This is a genomic window from Candidatus Methylomirabilota bacterium, from assembly GCA_035260325.1.
Lineage (GTDB): Bacteria > Methylomirabilota > Methylomirabilia > Rokubacteriales > CSP1-6 > AR19.
Genome location: DATFVL010000111.1, coordinates 1 through 16,413, shown reverse-complemented (window position 1 = coordinate 16,413; position 16,413 = coordinate 1). Strand labels below are relative to the sequence as shown.

The following is a 16,413-nucleotide window of genomic DNA, read 5'->3' as shown; positions in this document are numbered from 1 at the left end:
CACCGCGGAGGATCGTGCGCAGATCCTCGCGGATTTCGCGCCCGCCCTCGTCTGGGACGGCGGCGCCTTCACCCACGGCGAGCTCGACGCGCGCGCCGGCGCCGTCGCCGCGAGGCTCGCCGCGCGGGGCGTCGGGCCCGGCGCCCGGATCGCGCTGGCGATCCCGAACCGCTGGCCCTTCGCGGTGGCGCTCCTTGCCGGCTGGAAGCTCGGCGCCGTGGTCGCGCCGCTCGACCCGCTGCTGAAGGCCGAGGAGCGCCGGGCGATCCTCGCCGACCTGGCGCCCGTCCTGACCCTCGAGGAGGGCGATCTCGAGGCCGGGGCAGGGGCGGGTCCCGGGCGAGTGCCGTTCCGGTCTGCCCCCGCCCCGCCTCGTGACGCGCCCGCGCTCATCCTCTACACCTCGGGGAGCACCGGCCGGCCCAAGGGCGCGGTCATGTCGCACGAGGCCCTCGTCGTCGGCGACGAGTCGTGGTGCGGGCCGGTCATGGCGCTGACGCCGGCGGACGTCGTCCTCGCGGTGCTCCCCCTCTCCCACTCGTTCGGACTGCACGGAGCGCTCCTCGCGCCGCTCCTGACCGGCGCGGCGAGCGTGCTGATCGAGCGCTTCGCGCCCGACGCGGTCCTCGAGGCCATCGGCCGCCACCGCGTCACCGTCTTCCCGGGCGTGGCGACGATGTTCCGCCGGGTGCTCGACAGCCCGCTGCTCGCCCGCGCCGACCTCGGTTCGCTGAGGCTCGCGGTGTCGGGCGCCGCGCCGTGCCCGTGGGACCTCGCCGAGGAGTGGCGGAGCCGCACGGGGGTGAGGATCCTCCGGGGCTACGGGATGACCGAGCTCTTCCGTCCGATCTCCTACCTCGCGGCCGACCCGCGCGAGTCGCCCGCCGCCATCGGCCGCGCGGTCCCGGGGGTCGAGGTGAAGACCGTCGGCGACGACGGGCGTCCGCTCGCGCCGGGTGAAGTCGGCGAGCTGTGGATCCGGAGCCCCAGCGCGATGCTGGGGTATCTCAACGCGCCCGAGGAGACGCGCGAGGTCCTGACGGGCGACGGATGGTTCAGGACGGGCGACCTCGCGAAGATCACCGCGGTCGGACTCGTCGAGATCGCCGGCCGCAAGCGCGAGCGGATCCTCAGAGGCGGCTACTCGATCTTCCCCCAGGAGGTCGAGGCGGTCCTGCTCACCCACCCGGCCGTCGCCGAGGCGGCGGTCGTCGGCGTGCCCCATCGCGAGCTCGGCGAGGAGGTGGCCGCCTTCGTGACGCTCCGCCCGGGCGCCGGCGCCCGGCCCGACGAGCTGGTGGACCACTGCCGCGCGCGCCTCGCCGGCTTCAAGTATCCGCGGCGGGTGACGATCCTCGCCTCCCTCCCGAGGAGCGCCACGGGCAAGATCCTCAAGGCCGAGCTCCCGGGGCGCCGGGCGGGCGCGGGCTGACAATCATCATGATAAGTGTCGCTCAGATATCATGATGATGTACCCTTGAGTATCATGAAGAAGCCTTTACAGGTGTACCTCGACGCGCGGGACCTCGGGCGCCTCGAGACCTGGGCCGGGGCGCGGGGCTGGACCAAATCGCAGGCGATCCGCGCCGCCGTCCGCGCCCTCACCCGCTCGACGGAGGAGGACCCCCTGCTCGCCCTGAGCGGCATGATCGACGCCCTGCCCCCCGACGTCAGCGAGCAGTTCGGCCGCCACCTCCAGGAGACCTACGTTGCGGACACGGCAGCGCGCCACCCCGCGCAGAAGCGGCGGCGCTCCCGACCGGCTGTTCGTCGATAGCGGCGCCTGGATCGCGCTCGTCAGCGCCCGCGACCGGCGCCACGCCGAGGCGGACGCGATGTTCCGCGAGGCCGCGGCGCGCCGGATCCGGCTCCTGACGACCAACCTGATCGTGGCGGAGGTGCACCGGGTCCTCCGCACACGGGTGGGCGCGCGGGCGGCGCTGCGCGTGCTGGACCGGTTCGAGGCCAGCCCCCTCACCCTGGTCGAGTTCGCGACCGGCGAGCACCACCGCGCCGCGCGCGTGTGGCTTGAGCGGCTCGCCGACCTGGCGATCAGCTACACGGACGCGGTGAGCTTCGCCGTGATGGAGGCCACCCGCTGCGCCGCGGCGCTCTCCTTCGACCGCGGGTTCGAGCGCGCGGGCTTCCGTCGCTGGCGCGCGGGCGCGCGCGCCTAGCGGAACATCTGCGGCGTCATTTGAGAGGGCGCCGGCACGCGGCGCCGGGGCCGACGGGCGCGTGCGGCAGGGGTCGAGCGACCCGTTCCCGCCCACTGGCGTCGGAGGCCGCGTGCTCGGATGGAGCCCAGCCGCATACGGTGGTGCGCACGGCTGCCGCGTGGTTCCGAGATCCCTGCCGCACGCGCCGCATCGCCACGGCTACGCAGGCAGAACGCTAGCGCTCGAGCTCGAGCAGGTACTCCTTGATCCGCTTGCCGTCGGGCGCGTCGGGCTTGAGGGCGAGGTAGCGCTTGAACGCCTCGCGCGCGCGCTCGTTCTCCTTCTGCTGGTAGTAGAGGAAGCCGAGCTGGCGGAAGGGATCGGCGAACGCGGGATCGAGCTGCGCGGACCGCTCGTAGGCGTCGAGGGCCTGCCTGGCGAGGGCGGCGCGGTCCTCGGTGCTCCGGGCCCGCTGGGACTGGAGGCGGTAGAGGTCGCCGAAATAGAGGTGGGCCACCGGGTCCTTCGGCGTGATCGCGAGCACGCGGTCGAGCTGGCCCTGGGCGAGCTTGAAGCGGCCGGCGCGGATGTCGAGCAGGGCGTTCTCGCGCACGACCGTGCGCATCCGGAGGGCGAACTCCTCGCTGTCCTTCAGCGTGTTGGGCGCGGCCGCGGACTCGGCGTAGCTCGTCCTGAGGAGCTCGGTCGTCGTGTCGATCCGCTCCTGGAGCTTCGGGTGGCTCCCGAAGAAGAACGTCTCGAGGCTGCCGCCGTCCTTCGACTGCGACTGCAGGAGCGCGAAGACCTTGGGGGCCTCCTTCGGGTCGTAGCCGGCGCGGACCATCCGCGCCATGCCCTCGCGGTCCGCCTCGCGCTCGAGGTCCCGGCCGTAGCCGTTGATCGCGGCGATCGCCGCGAGCTGGAGCCCGATCCCGAGGATCGCGTTGGCGGTCTGGCTCAGGACGGCGGCGCCCACGTAGTCGCCCGACCTGGCGCGCGAGCCCGCGGCGACGGCGACGCCGATGGACGCGGCGACCGAGAGCACGGTGTAGAGGATCTGCTTGTTCATCGCGTCGCGCTCGAACTTGAGCGCGTGGCGGTGGTCCACGTGCGTCATCTCGTGGCCGAGGATCATCGAGAGCTGGGCCTCGTTGTCGAGCCGCGAGAGGAGCCCCGAGTGGACGTAGATCCGGCCGTTCGGCATGGCGAACGCGTTCAGCGTCGGATCGCTGATGACGCCGAACCGGAGCCCCGGCCCGCCGGCCGCGCGCACCTCGTCGGGCAGGAGCCGGTCGCCGATGCGGCCGAGGTACTCGTCGAGCAGCGGGTCGTCGTAGGCCTTCACCTTCTTGAGGAGCGCCTGCTCCTCTTTCTCGGCCTGGGCCCACAGCCGCACCTCGTCGGCCTCGGGCTTGAACGGCTTGCCGCCGGCGCCGATCGGGGGCACGTTCCGCGTGGCGCACGACGCGGCCAGGAGCGAGACGATCAGCGCCCACGCGAGCGCGCGGGAGACGGGACCCGGGCGGTCCTTCGGCATGCCTCTAGCTTACCTCCGCGCCCCCCTGGCCCAGGACGCTCAGTTCAGGAGCGCCAGCTTCCGCTGGAGGTGCGCGAGCACCGTGTCGCGCTCGCTCCGGTGGGTCCGGTCGCCGGGCTCGACGGCCAGGATGCCCTCGATCACCGCGAGCGCTCGGGCCCAGTCCTTCCGCTTCGCGTAGATGCCCTTCAGGTTCCTGAGCACGCGCCCCACGATCTGCCCCTTGCTCGCGCGGGCGAAGTGGGCGTCGGTGAGGCTCACCGGGCGCCCGACGGCGCCCGCGACGAGCGTCTCGGCGTCCTCCCGGTCCAAGATGCGCCCGCCGTGGAACACGTCCACGAGGACGATCTCGCCGCCCACGCGCGCCCCGACGACGAAGTGGCCCGGCAGCCCGATGCCCGCAACCTCGAGCCCGACGCGCCGGCCCACCTCCATCGCGACGACCGAGAGGGTGATCGGGATCCCGAGCCGGCGCTCGAGGACGTCGTTGAGGCAGCTGTTGCGCGGGTCGTAGTAATCCCCGGCGTTCCCGCGGAAACCCTCCTCCTCGAACAGGAACGTGCGGAGCCGGTCGAGCTTCTCGCGCGGCCCGCGCGCGCGGCCGGCGCCCGAGCGCGCGGCGAGGTCGTCGAGGCGCGAGAGCCAGGGCCCCGGATCGAGCGCCGGGTGCTCGACCCGGGCGATGAGGAGCGCCGCGAGGCCGAGGTCGAGGTCCCGCTCGGGCCGGCGCGTGAGCTCGCGGAACTCGCGGAGGGGGTCAGCAGCCGGGCGCGTGGTGGACTCCCGCGGTCGCGAGCGCCGCGCGCTGCAGCTCCTCCGCGAGCTCGAGCGTCCGGCGCGCCGCGCGCTCGGCCACCGCCTGGGCCTCCGGCGTCGTCGCCAGCCGCCCGAGGAGCCGGCGCCCGAGGTCGTGGTGGTGGCGCTCGTCGGGCTCGATCACGTCGCGGTAGAGCGCCGCCGTCTCGCGGTCGCCGGCGTTCTCACAGAACGCGATGAACTGGCGGTTCTTGACGATCGCGATCGCCTCGCGCGTGAACTGGCCCGCGGCGACGCGCTCGACCGTCGTCGCGAGCGTGTCGAGGTACGCGAAGAGCGGTCCGTAGCCCTTCGCGAGCGGGTTGAACGTCGTCGGCGCGAACCCGAGCGCGCGGAGCCGGTCCGCGATCAGCCGGTAGTGCCGCGACTCGTCGCCCACCTGCCGGGCGAGGGCGAGCTTCACGTCGAGGTCGTCGGTCGTGACGAGCCAGCGCGCCGCGATCTCCGTCGCCTCGATCTCGTTCTTGAGCGCGACCTTCAATAGATTGACCACGGTGAGCTCACCCGCGACCTCGGGCTTGAGCGTGTCGTCGGGAGCCAGGCGCCCGAGGAGCCGCTGGTTCTCGTCGTCGAGCCGGCGTACGAAGTCCTCTGCCGTCATCCCGTGATCCCTTCGGTCAGGAGCCGGGGCAGCTCCTGGGTGAGCGTTTCCTTGGTGACGACGCGCCCGCACCGGCCGTGCCAGGGCTGCGTCTCACGCGCCAGGGCGTGGGTCGTGAAGGCCAGCACCGGCACCTTGGCCGCCTCGGTCAGGCCGAGGACGCGCTCGTAGTCGAAGCCGCCGGTGAGGTCGAGCACGACGAGGCGCGGCGCCTTCGCGAGCCCGGCCTCGAGCTCCTCCGGGGTCCGCGTGACCTCGAGCGGGACGTCGGCCAGGCGCGCCGTCTCGCGGATCCTGGCGACGAAGAAGAGGTCGCGGACGACCGCGAGGACCGGGCTAGTCGTGCTGCTCACGGCTGCCGAGCCAGTGCTTGTTCCACTCGGCGGTGTGGCTGAGCGTCGAGAGGTCGCGCATCCGGTCGAGGTAGACGATGCCGTTGAGGTGATCGGTCTCGTGCTGGATGACGCGCGCGAAGAACTCCTTGGCGACGAGGTCCACCGGCCGCCCCTCGCGGTCGAGACACTGGAGCCGCACGGCGGTATGGCGCGGCACGACCCCGCGCATCTCGGGCACCGAGAGGCAGCCCTCCCAGCCGTCCTCCAACTCCTCCGTGAGCGGCGTCACCACGGGGTTGATCAGCACCGTGAGCGGGACCTCGGGGGCGTCGGGGTAACGCGGGTTGCCGAGCACCTCGATGACCGCGACCTGCTTGGGCGTGTGCACCTGGTTCGCGGCAAGCCCGGCGCCTTCGTACTCGCGCATGGTCTCGATCATGTCGTCGATGAGCCGCTGGACCTCGGGGGTGCGAACCTCGTCGGGCGACAGCGGCCGCGCCGGCCGGCGGAGCACCGGGTGGCCGAGCCGCGCGACTTTCAGGATCGCCATGACGCTCTCGATTCTAGCACGCACCGCGGCGCGCTTCGGGCGTGGACCTATCCCCGCGCGCGGTAGCCGACCAGCTCGAGGAGGTTGCCGTCGGGATCGAGGAAGTAGACGCAGTCGTGGTCGCCCCAGTCGATCGGCGCGTGGAACGGGACGCCGCGCTCGGCGAAGAGCCGCTGCGCCGCGGCCAGGTCCTCCGGGGCGACCTCGAAGGCGTGATGCGACTTGCCGAGCGGGTTCCGGATCGTCTCGGGATCGGCCGGCGCGCGGTCGGGCTTCAAGAAGAGCGCGCAGTTGGCGTCAGCGTAGCTCAGCAGCACCTGATCCGGCAAGCGCATGTGCACGCTCATGCCCAGCACCTCGGTGTAGAAGCGCTCGGCGCGTCCGAGGTCGGCCACGTCCACGCCGAAGTGATCGAGCCGCCTGACCCTCATCTTTCGCTCGCCTCGGCGCGCGCGCGGATCCGCCCGAGGGCCCACGCGGCGGCGCGGCGAACGGCCTCGTCGTCGTCCTCGAGGGCCTTCTCGAGTGCCTGCACCGCGCGCGCGTCGCCGCGGTTGCCGAGGACGATCGCCGCGTTTCTGAGGAGGCCGGAGCGCTTGGCCCGCCAGAGGGGCGTGTGCCTGAAGCGCGCGCGGAAGGCATCGTCGTCGAGGGCGAGCAGCTCCTCGAGCGGCGGGAGCGGCCCCGCGGGAGCGAGCGCGGCCTCGCGCCCGGGCGGCGTCTTGCGGTTCCACGGGCAGACCTCCTGGCAGACGTCGCAGCCGAAGAGCCACTCGCCGATCCCCTCCCGCAGCTCCCGCGGGACGTCGCCGCGGTGCTCGATCGTCAGGTAGGCGATGCAGCGCCGGGCGTCGAGCACGTAGGGCGCGACGAACGCCTGCGTCGGGCAGGCATCGAGGCAGGCGGTGCAGGTGCCGCAGCGGTCAGGCTGCGCCGCGTCCGGCTCGAGCTCCGCCGTCGTGAGGACGACGCCGATGAAGAAGTACGAGCCGAGCGAGGGCGCGAGCAGGTTCGTGTTCTTGCCGACCCAGCCGAGCCCGGCGCGGGCCGCGACGTCGCGCTCGAGGATCGCGCTCGTGTCCACGGCGGCGCGGCACCGCGTGCCGGGGCCGGCCGCGGTGCGGACGAAGTCGGCGAGCCCGGCGAGCCGCGGGCGCATGAGCTCGTGGTAGTCGTGGCCCCGCGCGTAGCGCGCCACGCCGTCCCACCCCGCGTCGTCCCCGCGCGAGTAGGAGAGGGCGACGGCGATCGCCGAGCGGCAGGCCGGCAGGAGGCGCGCCGGGTCGAGCCGGTCGGCCCCGCCGCGCGCGAGGTACTCCATCGTCCCGGCGTAGCCCGCGTCGAGCCAGCGCGTGAAGGCGCCGCCGTGCGGCGGCGGGCCCGCCGCGCCGATCGCGACCCCGTCGAACCCGAGCTCGCGCGCCCGCGCCTTGACCGCCTCGGCGAGCGCCAGGCCGAGCAGCGTCACGCCTTGCGCGCCTTCACGACGAGGCGCGCGCGCGTCAGCGTGCGCCCGCCCTCCTCGAGGAACTTCACGTAGCGAAACCAGCGGCCGTCCTGCTTCCACTTCTCCTGGAGCGCGACGGCCGCGGCGAGCCCTTGCTCGACCGTCTCGAACGCGCTCACGTCGCGCTCGACCGCCAGGTGCTCGACGGCGAAGCCGCACTTCTTCAGCTGGCGCTTCGCCCCGACCTCGCCGTAGGCGAAGCGCGACGGGCGGCCGGTCTCCTTCCACTGGTCGGTGTGGAACGCGACGAACGCGAAGACCCCGCCGGGCCTGAGGACGCGGCCGGCGCGCTCGGCGATCGGGTCGGACATGCAGAGGTGCGCGACGACCATGTCGGGCTTGAACGGCGCGTACTCCTCGACCTCGACGTCGCCGACGACGAAGCGCGCGTTCTTGACGCCGGCCGCCGCCGCGGCCTTGCGGGCCTCGTCGATCAGCCGCGCCTCGCGGTCGACGCCGACGACGGCGCGGGCGCGCGGGGCCAGCGCGAGAGCGAGTCGGCCCGCGCCCGTGCCCACGTCCAGCACGGTCAGCTCGCCGAGCGGCTCGGCCTCGAGGAGCGCGAGGAAGGCCGGGCTCAGCCCCTCGGGGTCGGTGCCCGGCGCGCGGGCCTCAGCCGGTGATGGCGCCATCGGAGGCGCTCGAGACGAGGCGCGCGTACTTCGCCATGGCGCCCCACGTGTAGCGCGGCTTCGGGCGCCGCACCGCCCGCAGCCGCTTCTTCAGTTCGGCGGCCGAGAGCTGGACGTCGAGCCGCCGCCGCTTCACGTCGAGCACGATCGCGTCGCCGTTCTTCACGGCGGCGATCGGCCCGCCGACGGCCGCCTCGGGCGCGACGTGGCCGACCATGAAGCCGTGGCTGGCGCCGGAGAACCGTCCGTCGGTCAGCAGCGCGACGCTCCCGCCGAGCCCGGCGCCCTGGATCGCGCCGGTCACCTGGAGCATCTCGCGCATGCCCGGTCCGCCCTTCGGCCCCTCGTAACGGATCACGACGAAGTCGCCGGCCTTGACCCGACCGGCCTTCACCGCGACGAACGCGTCCTCCTCGCGATCGAACACGCGCGCCTTGCCCCGGAAGAGCTGCTCGGCGTGGCCCGCGAGCTTCGCCACGCACCCGTCGGGTGCTAAGTTGCCGCGCAGGATCGCGAGGCCGCCGTGCCTGGCGATCGGGTTCGAGAGCGGGCGGATCACCTTCTGGCCCGGCGTCTCGCGGGCCGCGCGCGCCTCGTCGCCGATCGTCCTGCCGGTGACCGTCAGCTCGTCCGCGTGCAGCAGGCCGGCGTCGAGCAGGCGCTTGGCGACGACGCCCATCCCGCCCGCCTCGTACATCTCGGGCGCCGTGTAGCCGCCCCACGGCTTGAGGTCGGCGAGGAGCGGCGTCTTGCGCGAGACCTTGTCGAACTCGTCGATCGTCAGGCGAACGCCCGCCTCACGCGCGACGGCCAGGAGGTGCAGGACGGCGTTGGTCGAACCACCCGTCGCCATCACGCCGGCGATCGCGTTGTAGAGCGCCTTCTTCGTGATGATCTGACGCGGCCGGACGCCCTTGCCGAGGAGCTCCATGACGAGCTTGCCGGCCTCGAAGGCGATCTCCTCCTTGCGCGGATCCACCGCGGGCACGCCGTTGAATCCCATCGGCGAGACGCCCAGCATCTCGAACGCCGTCGCCATCGTGTTGGCGGTGAACTGGCCGCCGCAGGCGCCGGCGCCGGGGCAGGCACGGTTCTCGATCGCGTTCAGCTCGCGCGCGTCGATCTTGCCCGCGTTGAAGGCGCCGATCGCCTCGAACACGTCCTGCACCGTGAGGCGCCGGCCCTTGTGCTCGCCGTAGAGGATCGAGCCGCCGTAGAGCATGAGGCTCGGCAGGTCGAGCCGCCCCATCGCCATGACCATCGCGGGGATGGTCTTGTCGCAGCCCGAGATGCCGACGAAGCCGTCGAGCAGATGGCCACGCACGACGAGCTCGACCGAGTCGGCGACGGCCTCGCGGCTGATGAGGGACGCTTTCATCCCCTCGGTGCCCATGGCGATCCCGTCGGTGACGGAGATCGTGTTGAACTCGATCGGCGTGCCGCCCGCGGCCCGGACGCCCTCCTTCACCTTCTCGGCGAGCTTCCGATGGTTCCAGTTGCACGGCGTGATCTCGATCCAGCAGTGCGCCACGCCGACGAGCGGGCGCTTGAGGTCCTCGTCGGTGAAGCCGACCGCTTTGAAGTACGAGCGCGCCGCCGCACGGTCGGCGCCGTCGAGCAGGGTGCGGCTCTTGTGCCGTGGATCGAACGTCATGCGACTGCCTCCTTGGGACGTCGGCCGACCAGGAACGTGAACCGGCCGCGTTGCACCACCTCGCCCGCCGCATCGAGGATCTCACGCTCCTCGACGACCACGCCTCCCTCGCGCATCGCGCGCTTGTTCAGCACGCGGGCGCGGCTCGAGATCGTCTCGCCGACGCGGACGGGCCGGACGAACTCCCACTCGAACCCCATGAACGCGAGCACGACCAGCGGCGGCGCGGGCGCGCGCCAGCCGAGACCGATCGCGAGGCAGAGCGGCAGCAGGTCGGGCACCCCGCCGGGGTCCGCGCCGGGTTCGCGCACGAGGCCCTCGAAGATGCCGACGTGGGCCCCGGTGACGGTGATCGCCGGGGTCGCGACGGTCATCCCGACCTCGACGTCGTCGAAGAACAGGTGCGCCTGCGGCGTCACGGACGGCGCTCCACGATCAGGTCGGTCTCGCCCTCTTGCACGACCTCCCCCCGCTGGTTCAGCACCATCCGCTGGAGGGTGATCAGGCCGCGGTCGGGCTTGGCGGTCTCCTTCTTCGCGATCACCTTCGCGTGCAGCGTGATCGTGTCGCCGATCTTGATGGGCCCCTTGAACTTCCAGCGGAGCCCCACGAACGCGAGCGTCGCGTACGCCTGGGTCGCGCGGGTGAAGAGCCCCGCCTGCATGGCGAGCCCGAGGAGCCCGTGCGCGATCCGCTCGCCGAAGATCGACCGCTTCATGAACTCGGCGTCGGTGTGCAGCACGTTGTAGTCGCCGGAGAGCCCCGCGAAGATGACGATGTCGGTCTCGGTGACCGTCCGGCCCGGCGACTCGTACTCCTCCCCCTGCTGGATGTCGTCGAAGTACCGTCGCAGGTCGGCCATGGAGGACCAAAGAATAGCACAGGGACCGGGGGCCCACGCGTCGGCGGCGGCCGTGATGCCTCAGAAGTAGGTGTTACCGAGCGCTGAGGTCGGTGCCTCACAATCCGGTTACCCACGGGCGGCCTCCTGTTGGGTGCGGTGAGTGTCGGCCAGCTTCCACAGGACGTCCAGCGTCTGCTGAATCTGGCGGGCGAGCGTGATGGGATCGAGCGTCTCGAGTTGTGCGGCCAGGGCCTCGCGCTGGCGGGGCGTGAGGACGCCCGCGGCGAGCGCCCGCTGATACGGTGTCTGCGGCGCGTCGTAGCGTTTGACGACCTTGCTGCCGACCCGGCGCTTGCTGAGGAGCTTGCGGACCGGCCGGAAGAAGTTGAGCTGCAGGCGGAGCAGGGCGTAGAGGCGCTGCAGGACGGCGAAGGCGGCGCGCGAGCTGTAGCGGTCGTAGCCGACGAGGCGCCGCACGGCGAGGCCGTTGCGCTGCTCCACCCACGCCTGATCGTTCTTGCGATAGGGCCGCCCGCGCGTGAAACGAATGCCTTCGGCCCGGCACCACGTCACGAGATGGGCGTTGATGAACTCGCTGCCGTTGTCGCTGTGCCATGCCCGCAGCGCAAAGGGCAGCCGCGCGCGGACCGGTGCACGCCCGTCCCCACGCGCCGATGCCCGAGGCCCCAGACGGCCTCGAGCTCGGTCCACGTCGTGGCGACGTCGACGGCCACGAGCGTGGTGAGGTAGAAGCCGTCGGTGAGCTCGCCGCAGTGGAGGACGAGATCGCCCTGGAGGGCGCCGGGCCGAACGTCGGTCCAGTCGCCCCACGTGCGCAGGGGCACTTGGCCGCGCACCGTGCCCGCGCCCGGCGCGGCCCGACGCGGCTGGCGGGCGCGCCGGCGGCGGAGGGGCCGGAGCAAGCGATCGAGCGTGGCCGCACTGGCCGCGGTGAGCGCCGTGCGGAGCGCCGGCGTGAGGCGCAGCCCATGATGGCGCTCGAGCGCGGCCAGGAGCACCGGCAGGACCGGCACGAGCAGCTTGCCGCTGAGGCCGTCACTCGCCAGCCAGATGCGCTCCAAGACCGCCTCGAGCTCCGGGCCATAGCGGCGCGGCCGCCCCGAGCGCCGGTGGCCCGGCCGCGGGCCGCGGCGCAGCGCGCGGATCGCCGCCTTGCGATGACACCCGGTGACGCGGCAATACTCATCGAGCATCCGTCCGCGCGCGGCCTTGCTCGCCATGCGGTAGCGGGGCCGAACCGCCTCGGCGTACTCCTCGCGTGAGCCCTCGGTCACGGTGCCTCCTTTCCGGTGCGTTCGGTAACACCGGTTTTGAGGCATCGACCTCCGTTTCGGTAACAGTTCTTTTGAGGGCGATCGGCGGCTTGACACCCGCGGGATCACGTCCTAGAGTTCCGCCGAATGCCATTGATCCATCTGCTCGCACAAGGGAGAAGAGGCTTATGCGCGACCACAACGTGAACCGCCGACAGTTCCTCAAGACGACCGGCGCGGGCGCGCTGGCCGCGGGCGTCGGGGCGAACGTCATCGTTCCCGGGCGGGCCCGCGCGGCGAAGAAGACGCTCAAAATCCTGCAGTGGGTCCACTTCGTCCCCGCCTACGACGAGTGGTTCAACAAGAAGCTCGCCAAGGAGTGGGGCGAGAAGAACGACACCGAGGTGATCGTGGACAACATCGGCATCGCCGGGATCAACCCCCGGGCGACGGCCGAGGTGGCCGCGCAGAAGGGCCACGACCTGTTCCTGTTCAACTGGCCGCCGCCCTCCTTCGAGGAGCAGACGGTGGACCTGAAGGACGTCTACCAGGAGGTCGAGAGAAAGGTCGGCAGGCCGGTCGACCTCGGCATCAAGAGCACCTACAACCCGAAGACCAAGAGGTACTACGCCTTCTCGCCGTCCTTCACGCCGGACCCGTTGAACTACCGGCAGGATCTCTTCAGCCAGGTGGGCCTGCCGAACGGGCCGCGGTCGTGGGACGACGTGCGCACGGCGGGCGCGAAGATCAAGAAGCAGTTCGGCAACCCCGTCGGCATCGGACTCGCCAACGAGATCGACACCGCGATGGCCATGCGGACCATCATGTACGCCTTCGGGGCCCACGAGCAGGACGCCGCCGGCAACCTGATACTCAATTCCAAGGAGACGCTCGAGGCCATCAAGTTCGTCAAGGCCCTGTTCCAGGAAACCATGACCGACGAGGTGTTCACCTGGGACGCGTCCTCCAACAACCGGGCCATGCTGGCCGGGAAGATCTCCGTGGCGCTCAACGCCATCTCGATCACGCGGGTCGCCGAGAAGGAGAACCCGGACATCTCCAGGAAGATCCAGCTCACCAAGGCGCTGCGCGGGCCGGTGCGGGCGATCGGGCTCGAGCACGTCATGCAGTGCTACGTCGTGTGGAAGTTCGCCGACAACATCGAGGGGGCGAAGAAGTTCCTGATCGATTACACGACAGACTTCCGGCAGGCCTTCCTCGCGGGCGAGTTCTACGACTTCCCGTCCTTCCCGAAGACGGTGCCGGATCTGGCCAAGCTGATCTCCAACGATCCCAAGGCCCACCCGCCGGACAAGTACAAGGTCTTCGACGACGTCCTCAGTTGGGCGACCAACGTGGGCTATCCGGGCTACGCCAACGCGGCCATCGACGAGATCTACGGCACCTGGGTGCTGAACGTGATGTTCGCCAAGGCGGCCAGCGGCGCCGCGTCGCCAGAGGACGCGCTCAGGGAGGCCGACGCCGCCTGCAAGCGGATCTTCGGCAAGTGGAAGGAGAAGGGGCTGGTCTAACCCTCGGAGGGGGGCTTCGCCCCCCATGGCCACGGTAGAAGCGCGACAGGTGCGCAAGCTATTCGGCGAGGTTCGCGCCGTGGACGGCGTCGACCTCGTCACGCGCGAGGGCGAATTCCTCGTGCTCCTCGGCCCGTCCGGCTGCGGAAAGACCACGCTGCTCCGGATGATCGCGGGCCTCGAGCAGCCGAGCTCGGGGGAGATCCTCATCGGCGGGCGGGTCGTGAACGACCTGCCGCCGCGGGCGCGGAAGATCGCGATGGTCTTCCAGAGCTACGCGCTCTACCCGCACATGACGGTGTTCAAGAACATCGCCTTCCCGCTGAAGGCCCAGGGCGTGCCGAGGGAGGAGATCCCGAAGAAGGTCGAGTGGGCGACGGCGCTGTTCGGGATCGGTCACCTCCTGCAGCGCAAGCCGCGCCAGCTCTCCGGCGGTGAGCGCCAGCGGGTCGCGCTGGCGCGCGCGGTCGTCCGCGAGCCCGCGGTGTTCCTCCTCGACGAGCCGCTCTCCAACCTCGACGCCAAGCTCCGGACGTCGGCGCGGGACGAGCTCCAGCAGTTCCAGCGGCGGCTCGGGACCACCACGATCTACGTCACCCACGACCAGATCGAGGCCATGGGCCTCGGCGACCGCATCGTGGTCATGCAGGGGGGCCGTGTGCGGCAGAGCGGCACGCCCACCGAAGTCTACGACGAGCCGGCCGACACCTTCGTGGCGGAGTTCCTCGGCTCTCCGCCGATGAACATCGTGGAGGCGGGCGACGTGCTGCTGGGCTTCCGGCCCGAGCACTTCCTGCCCAAGGAGACGCAGGATGTCGCCGGGCGTTACACGGTCCTGCCGTTCCGGGTGACGCGCGTGGAGAACCTCGGCGCCGACCGGCTCCTCTACGGCGCGCTCGAAGGCAAGCTCGACGCCGTGCGCGTCATCGCCCGGCTCCCGTCCACCCTCGGCACGGCGGTCCAGGCCGGGCAGCGCTACGACTTCGCCGTGCGCGAGAAAGACCTCAAGTTCTTCGACAAGCGCTCGGGGCTCAGAACGAGCCCCCGCCCGCTCTGAGGCGTCGGGTGGCGACGCAAGAGCTTCAGGTCGAGGATCGCGCCCGGGGCGGGTGGTTTGCCTCCCTGGTGGATCGGCCCGAGTGGCTCGGTCCCCTCATGATCGGGCCGGCGGTCCTCTACATCGTCCTGCTCGTGGGTCTCCCCTTCTTCCTGGCGCTCTACTACTCGCTCACCGACATCACCGCGGGCTCCCGCACACTCGGGTTCGTGGGGTTGCGGCACTTCACCGATATCATCGGGACGACCAAGTTCCAGACCGCCCTCAAGAACACGTTCATCTTCGCGGTGGGCTCTCAGGTCGTGGTGATCGTCCTCGCCAGCATCCTGGCCCTGGCGATGCAGAGGGACTTCAGAGGGAAGTGGCTGGTCCGGTTCCTCATCCTGTTGCCGTGGGTGGCGCCCATCTCGCTCGGCACGATCGGCTGGCTCTGGATCTTCGACTCCGTGTACAGCGTGATCAACTGGACGCTGGAAGCGCTGGGCCTCATCACCCAGGACACCTGGCCCATGTGGCTCGGAAAGCCCTACCTGGCCATGATCTCGGTCGTCGGCGTCCACGTCTGGCGCCTGCTGCCGCTGGCCACCGTAATTTTATTAGCCGGGCTCAGCTCCATCCCCCAGGACATCCACGACGCCGCCCAGGTGGACGGCGCCAGCTTCTGGCGGCACCTCGTCCAGATCACGCTGCCGCTGATCCGGCCCATCATGCTCGTGGCGACGCTCTTCGGCGTGGTCTTCGCGTTCACGGACATGATCGTGATCTTCGTGCTCACGCGCGGCGGGCCCTACGATACGACGCAGGTCCTCGCCACCCTGGCCTTCTTCACCGGCATCCAGGGCGGCGATCTGGGCGAGGGGGCCGCCATCGCGGTGTTCCTCTTCCCGCTCCTCCTGGCCGTGGCCGTCGTGTTCCTGCGCGTGGCGCGACGGTCCGAGGTGGTCTGAGGTGGCGGCGGGGACGCGGCTGCGGCGCGCGGCGGGGCACGGGGGCCACTGGTCCGTGATCGGCGTCTTCACGCTCTTCAGCGCCTTCCCGTTCTACTGGATGCTCATCACCACCTTCAAGCGCACGGGCGACCTCATGAAGCGGGGCAACAACCCGTTCATCTACAACGAGCCGCCCACGCTCGAGAACCTCCGGGTGCTGTTCTTCGACACGCTCTACGTCCGTTGGCTCGGCAACACGCTCTTGGTCGGCGTGCTGGTCGTCGTGATCACGCTGCTGCTGGCCGTGCCGGCGGGCTACGCGCTCGCCCGGCTCACCGGACGCTGGGGCGAGCAGCTCGGCATCGGCATCTTCCTCACCTACCTGGTGCCGCCGACGCTCCTCTTCATTCCCATGTCACGGGTCATCGGGGACCTCGGGCTTCAGGACTCCCTCTGGTCGCTGGTCCTCGTGTACCCGTCCTTCACCGTCCCCTTCTGCACGTGGCTCCTCATGGGCTTCTTCAAAGCCATTCCGCCGGACCTCGAAGAAGCGGCCATGATCGACGGCGAAAGCCGCCTCGGCGCCTTCGTGAAGATCGTGATCCCGATCTCGGTCGCGGGCATCCTGACCGTGGTCATCTTCACGCTCACCCTCGTGATGCAGGAGTTCGTCTACGCCCTCACGTTCATCTCCTCAGTCTCGCAGTTCACGGTGAGCGTGGGCGTGCCGACGTTCCTGGTCCGCGGCGACGTCTACTTCTGGGGCTCGCTGATGGCGGGGTGCTTCATCGCCAGCGTGCCGGTCGCGGTGCTCTACAACTTCTTCGTCGACCGGTTCATCGCCGGCTTCACCGTCGGCGCGATCAAGTAGCCGCGACGATGCCGGCGAGGGCCGCGGCGCCCTCCTCGACCACGCTAATGAGTCTCGCGGAATTGATTCACGGCACGCGACCAGCAAGATCGCGCACTTCGGCGTCAACGTAATG

Annotated in this window: 20 protein-coding genes; 7 read left to right on the top strand and 13 right to left on the bottom strand. The window is 71.0% G+C overall.

The window, feature by feature from the left end; genetic code table 11:
• The 3 genes from VKG64_07690 to VKG64_07680 all read left to right on the top strand — a co-directional run.
• Positions 1-1,432 (top strand): AMP-binding protein (locus tag VKG64_07690; GenBank protein HKB24924.1); only part of this gene is annotated, 1,432 nt, incomplete at its 5' end.
• A gap of 54 nt (positions 1,433-1,486) precedes the next feature.
• Positions 1,487-1,777, top strand: coding sequence for a hypothetical protein (locus VKG64_07685; GenBank protein ID HKB24923.1), 291 nt, complete (start codon positions 1,487-1,489; stop codon positions 1,775-1,777).
• Complete coding sequence (locus VKG64_07680) at positions 1,710-2,177, top strand: PIN domain-containing protein (protein ID HKB24922.1); 468 nt, start codon at positions 1,710-1,712, stop codon at positions 2,175-2,177. The genes VKG64_07685 and VKG64_07680 overlap by 68 nt, the downstream gene beginning before the upstream one ends.
• 217 nt (positions 2,178-2,394) lie before the next feature.
• Here VKG64_07680 and VKG64_07675 read toward each other — a convergent pair whose 3' ends face one another.
• From VKG64_07675 to VKG64_07615, 13 genes are all read right to left on the bottom strand, one after another.
• Positions 2,395-3,696 carry a tetratricopeptide repeat protein gene (locus tag VKG64_07675; GenBank protein HKB24921.1) on the bottom strand — a complete coding sequence of 434 codons (1,302 nt, stop codon included), beginning with the start codon at positions 3,694-3,696 and terminating at the stop codon, positions 2,395-2,397.
• Between the two features lie 39 nt (positions 3,697-3,735).
• Positions 3,736-4,380, bottom strand: coding sequence for a transglutaminase-like domain-containing protein (locus tag VKG64_07670; GenBank protein ID HKB24920.1), 645 nt, complete (start codon positions 4,378-4,380; stop codon positions 3,736-3,738).
• Between the two features lie 73 nt (positions 4,381-4,453).
• A complete protein-coding gene (locus VKG64_07665) occupies positions 4,454-5,113 on the bottom strand; it encodes a ferritin-like domain-containing protein (protein HKB24919.1) in 660 nt (219 codons plus the stop codon).
• Positions 5,110-5,466: a hypothetical protein gene (locus tag VKG64_07660; protein HKB24918.1), complete on the bottom strand. Its 357-nt coding sequence runs from the start codon at positions 5,464-5,466 to the stop codon at positions 5,110-5,112. The genes VKG64_07665 and VKG64_07660 overlap by 4 nt, the downstream gene beginning before the upstream one ends.
• Positions 5,450-5,998 carry a peptide deformylase gene (def, locus tag VKG64_07655; GenBank protein ID HKB24917.1) on the bottom strand — a complete coding sequence of 183 codons (549 nt, stop codon included), beginning with the start codon at positions 5,996-5,998 and terminating at the stop codon, positions 5,450-5,452. Before def ends, VKG64_07660 begins: the two co-directional genes overlap by 17 nt.
• A gap of 47 nt (positions 5,999-6,045) precedes the next feature.
• Complete coding sequence (locus VKG64_07650) at positions 6,046-6,429, bottom strand: VOC family protein (protein HKB24916.1); 384 nt, start codon at positions 6,427-6,429, stop codon at positions 6,046-6,048.
• Positions 6,426-7,466, bottom strand: coding sequence for a tRNA epoxyqueuosine(34) reductase QueG (gene queG / locus VKG64_07645; protein ID HKB24915.1), 1,041 nt, complete (start codon positions 7,464-7,466; stop codon positions 6,426-6,428). Before queG ends, VKG64_07650 begins: the two co-directional genes overlap by 4 nt.
• Positions 7,463-8,137: a class I SAM-dependent methyltransferase gene (locus VKG64_07640; GenBank protein HKB24914.1), complete on the bottom strand. Its 675-nt coding sequence runs from the start codon at positions 8,135-8,137 to the stop codon at positions 7,463-7,465. Before VKG64_07640 ends, queG begins: the two co-directional genes overlap by 4 nt.
• Positions 8,118-9,791, bottom strand: a complete 1,674-nt coding sequence (gene ilvD, locus VKG64_07635) for a dihydroxy-acid dehydratase (protein ID HKB24913.1) — start codon at positions 9,789-9,791, stop codon at positions 8,118-8,120. The genes VKG64_07640 and ilvD overlap by 20 nt, the downstream gene beginning before the upstream one ends.
• On the bottom strand, positions 9,788-10,210 hold the full coding sequence (locus VKG64_07630) for a hypothetical protein (protein HKB24912.1): 423 nt from the start codon (positions 10,208-10,210) through the stop codon (positions 9,788-9,790). The genes ilvD and VKG64_07630 overlap by 4 nt, the downstream gene beginning before the upstream one ends.
• Positions 10,207-10,653, bottom strand: coding sequence for a MaoC/PaaZ C-terminal domain-containing protein (locus VKG64_07625; GenBank protein HKB24911.1), 447 nt, complete (start codon positions 10,651-10,653; stop codon positions 10,207-10,209). Before VKG64_07625 ends, VKG64_07630 begins: the two co-directional genes overlap by 4 nt.
• 108 nt (positions 10,654-10,761) lie before the next feature.
• The gene (locus tag VKG64_07620) at positions 10,762-11,208 is read right to left on the bottom strand and encodes a hypothetical protein (protein HKB24910.1); all 447 of its coding nucleotides are present in this window, start codon (positions 11,206-11,208) and stop codon (positions 10,762-10,764) included.
• Positions 11,205-11,930 (bottom strand): hypothetical protein, encoded by a 726-nt coding sequence (locus VKG64_07615; protein ID HKB24909.1) that lies wholly within the window; start codon positions 11,928-11,930, stop codon positions 11,205-11,207. The genes VKG64_07620 and VKG64_07615 overlap by 4 nt, the downstream gene beginning before the upstream one ends.
• 167 nt (positions 11,931-12,097) lie before the next feature.
• Between VKG64_07615 and VKG64_07610 the strand changes: the two genes are divergently transcribed.
• The 4 genes from VKG64_07610 to VKG64_07595 all read left to right on the top strand — a co-directional run bounded on the left by VKG64_07610 (position 12,098) and on the right by VKG64_07595 (position 16,298).
• Complete coding sequence (locus VKG64_07610) at positions 12,098-13,441, top strand: extracellular solute-binding protein (protein HKB24908.1); 1,344 nt, start codon at positions 12,098-12,100, stop codon at positions 13,439-13,441.
• A 25-nt stretch (positions 13,442-13,466) separates the two neighbouring features.
• Positions 13,467-14,498: an ABC transporter ATP-binding protein gene (locus VKG64_07605; protein ID HKB24907.1), complete on the top strand. Its 1,032-nt coding sequence runs from the start codon at positions 13,467-13,469 to the stop codon at positions 14,496-14,498.
• A 65-nt stretch (positions 14,499-14,563) separates the two neighbouring features.
• Positions 14,564-15,445 (top strand): sugar ABC transporter permease, encoded by an 882-nt coding sequence (locus tag VKG64_07600; protein HKB24906.1) that lies wholly within the window; start codon positions 14,564-14,566, stop codon positions 15,443-15,445.
• A 55-nt stretch (positions 15,446-15,500) separates the two neighbouring features.
• A complete protein-coding gene (locus VKG64_07595; protein HKB24905.1) occupies positions 15,501-16,298 on the top strand; it encodes a carbohydrate ABC transporter permease in 798 nt (265 codons plus the stop codon).
• The last annotated feature ends 115 nt before the right edge of the window (positions 16,299-16,413 follow it).

Bases quoted from the DNA above. Each gene is read 5' to 3' on its own strand.
- VKG64_07685 (HKB24923.1), top strand. From the start codon at position 1,487: ATGAAGAAGCCTTTACAGGTGTACCTCGACGCGCGGGACCTCGGGCGC.
- VKG64_07675 (HKB24921.1), bottom strand. From the start codon at position 3,696: ATGCCGAAGGACCGCCCGGGTCCCGTCTCCCGCGCGCTCGCGTGGGCG.
- VKG64_07665 (HKB24919.1), bottom strand. From the start codon at position 5,113: ATGACGGCAGAGGACTTCGTACGCCGGCTCGACGACGAGAACCAGCGG.
- def (HKB24917.1), bottom strand. From the start codon at position 5,998: ATGGCGATCCTGAAAGTCGCGCGGCTCGGCCACCCGGTGCTCCGCCGG.
- VKG64_07650 (HKB24916.1), bottom strand. From the start codon at position 6,429: ATGAGGGTCAGGCGGCTCGATCACTTCGGCGTGGACGTGGCCGACCTC.
- VKG64_07640 (HKB24914.1), bottom strand. From the start codon at position 8,137: ATGGCGCCATCACCGGCTGAGGCCCGCGCGCCGGGCACCGACCCCGAG.
- ilvD (HKB24913.1), bottom strand. From the start codon at position 9,791: ATGACGTTCGATCCACGGCACAAGAGCCGCACCCTGCTCGACGGCGCC.
- VKG64_07625 (HKB24911.1), bottom strand. From the start codon at position 10,653: ATGGCCGACCTGCGACGGTACTTCGACGACATCCAGCAGGGGGAGGAG.
- VKG64_07610 (HKB24908.1), top strand. From the start codon at position 12,098: ATGCGCGACCACAACGTGAACCGCCGACAGTTCCTCAAGACGACCGGC.
- VKG64_07605 (HKB24907.1), top strand. From the start codon at position 13,467: ATGGCCACGGTAGAAGCGCGACAGGTGCGCAAGCTATTCGGCGAGGTT.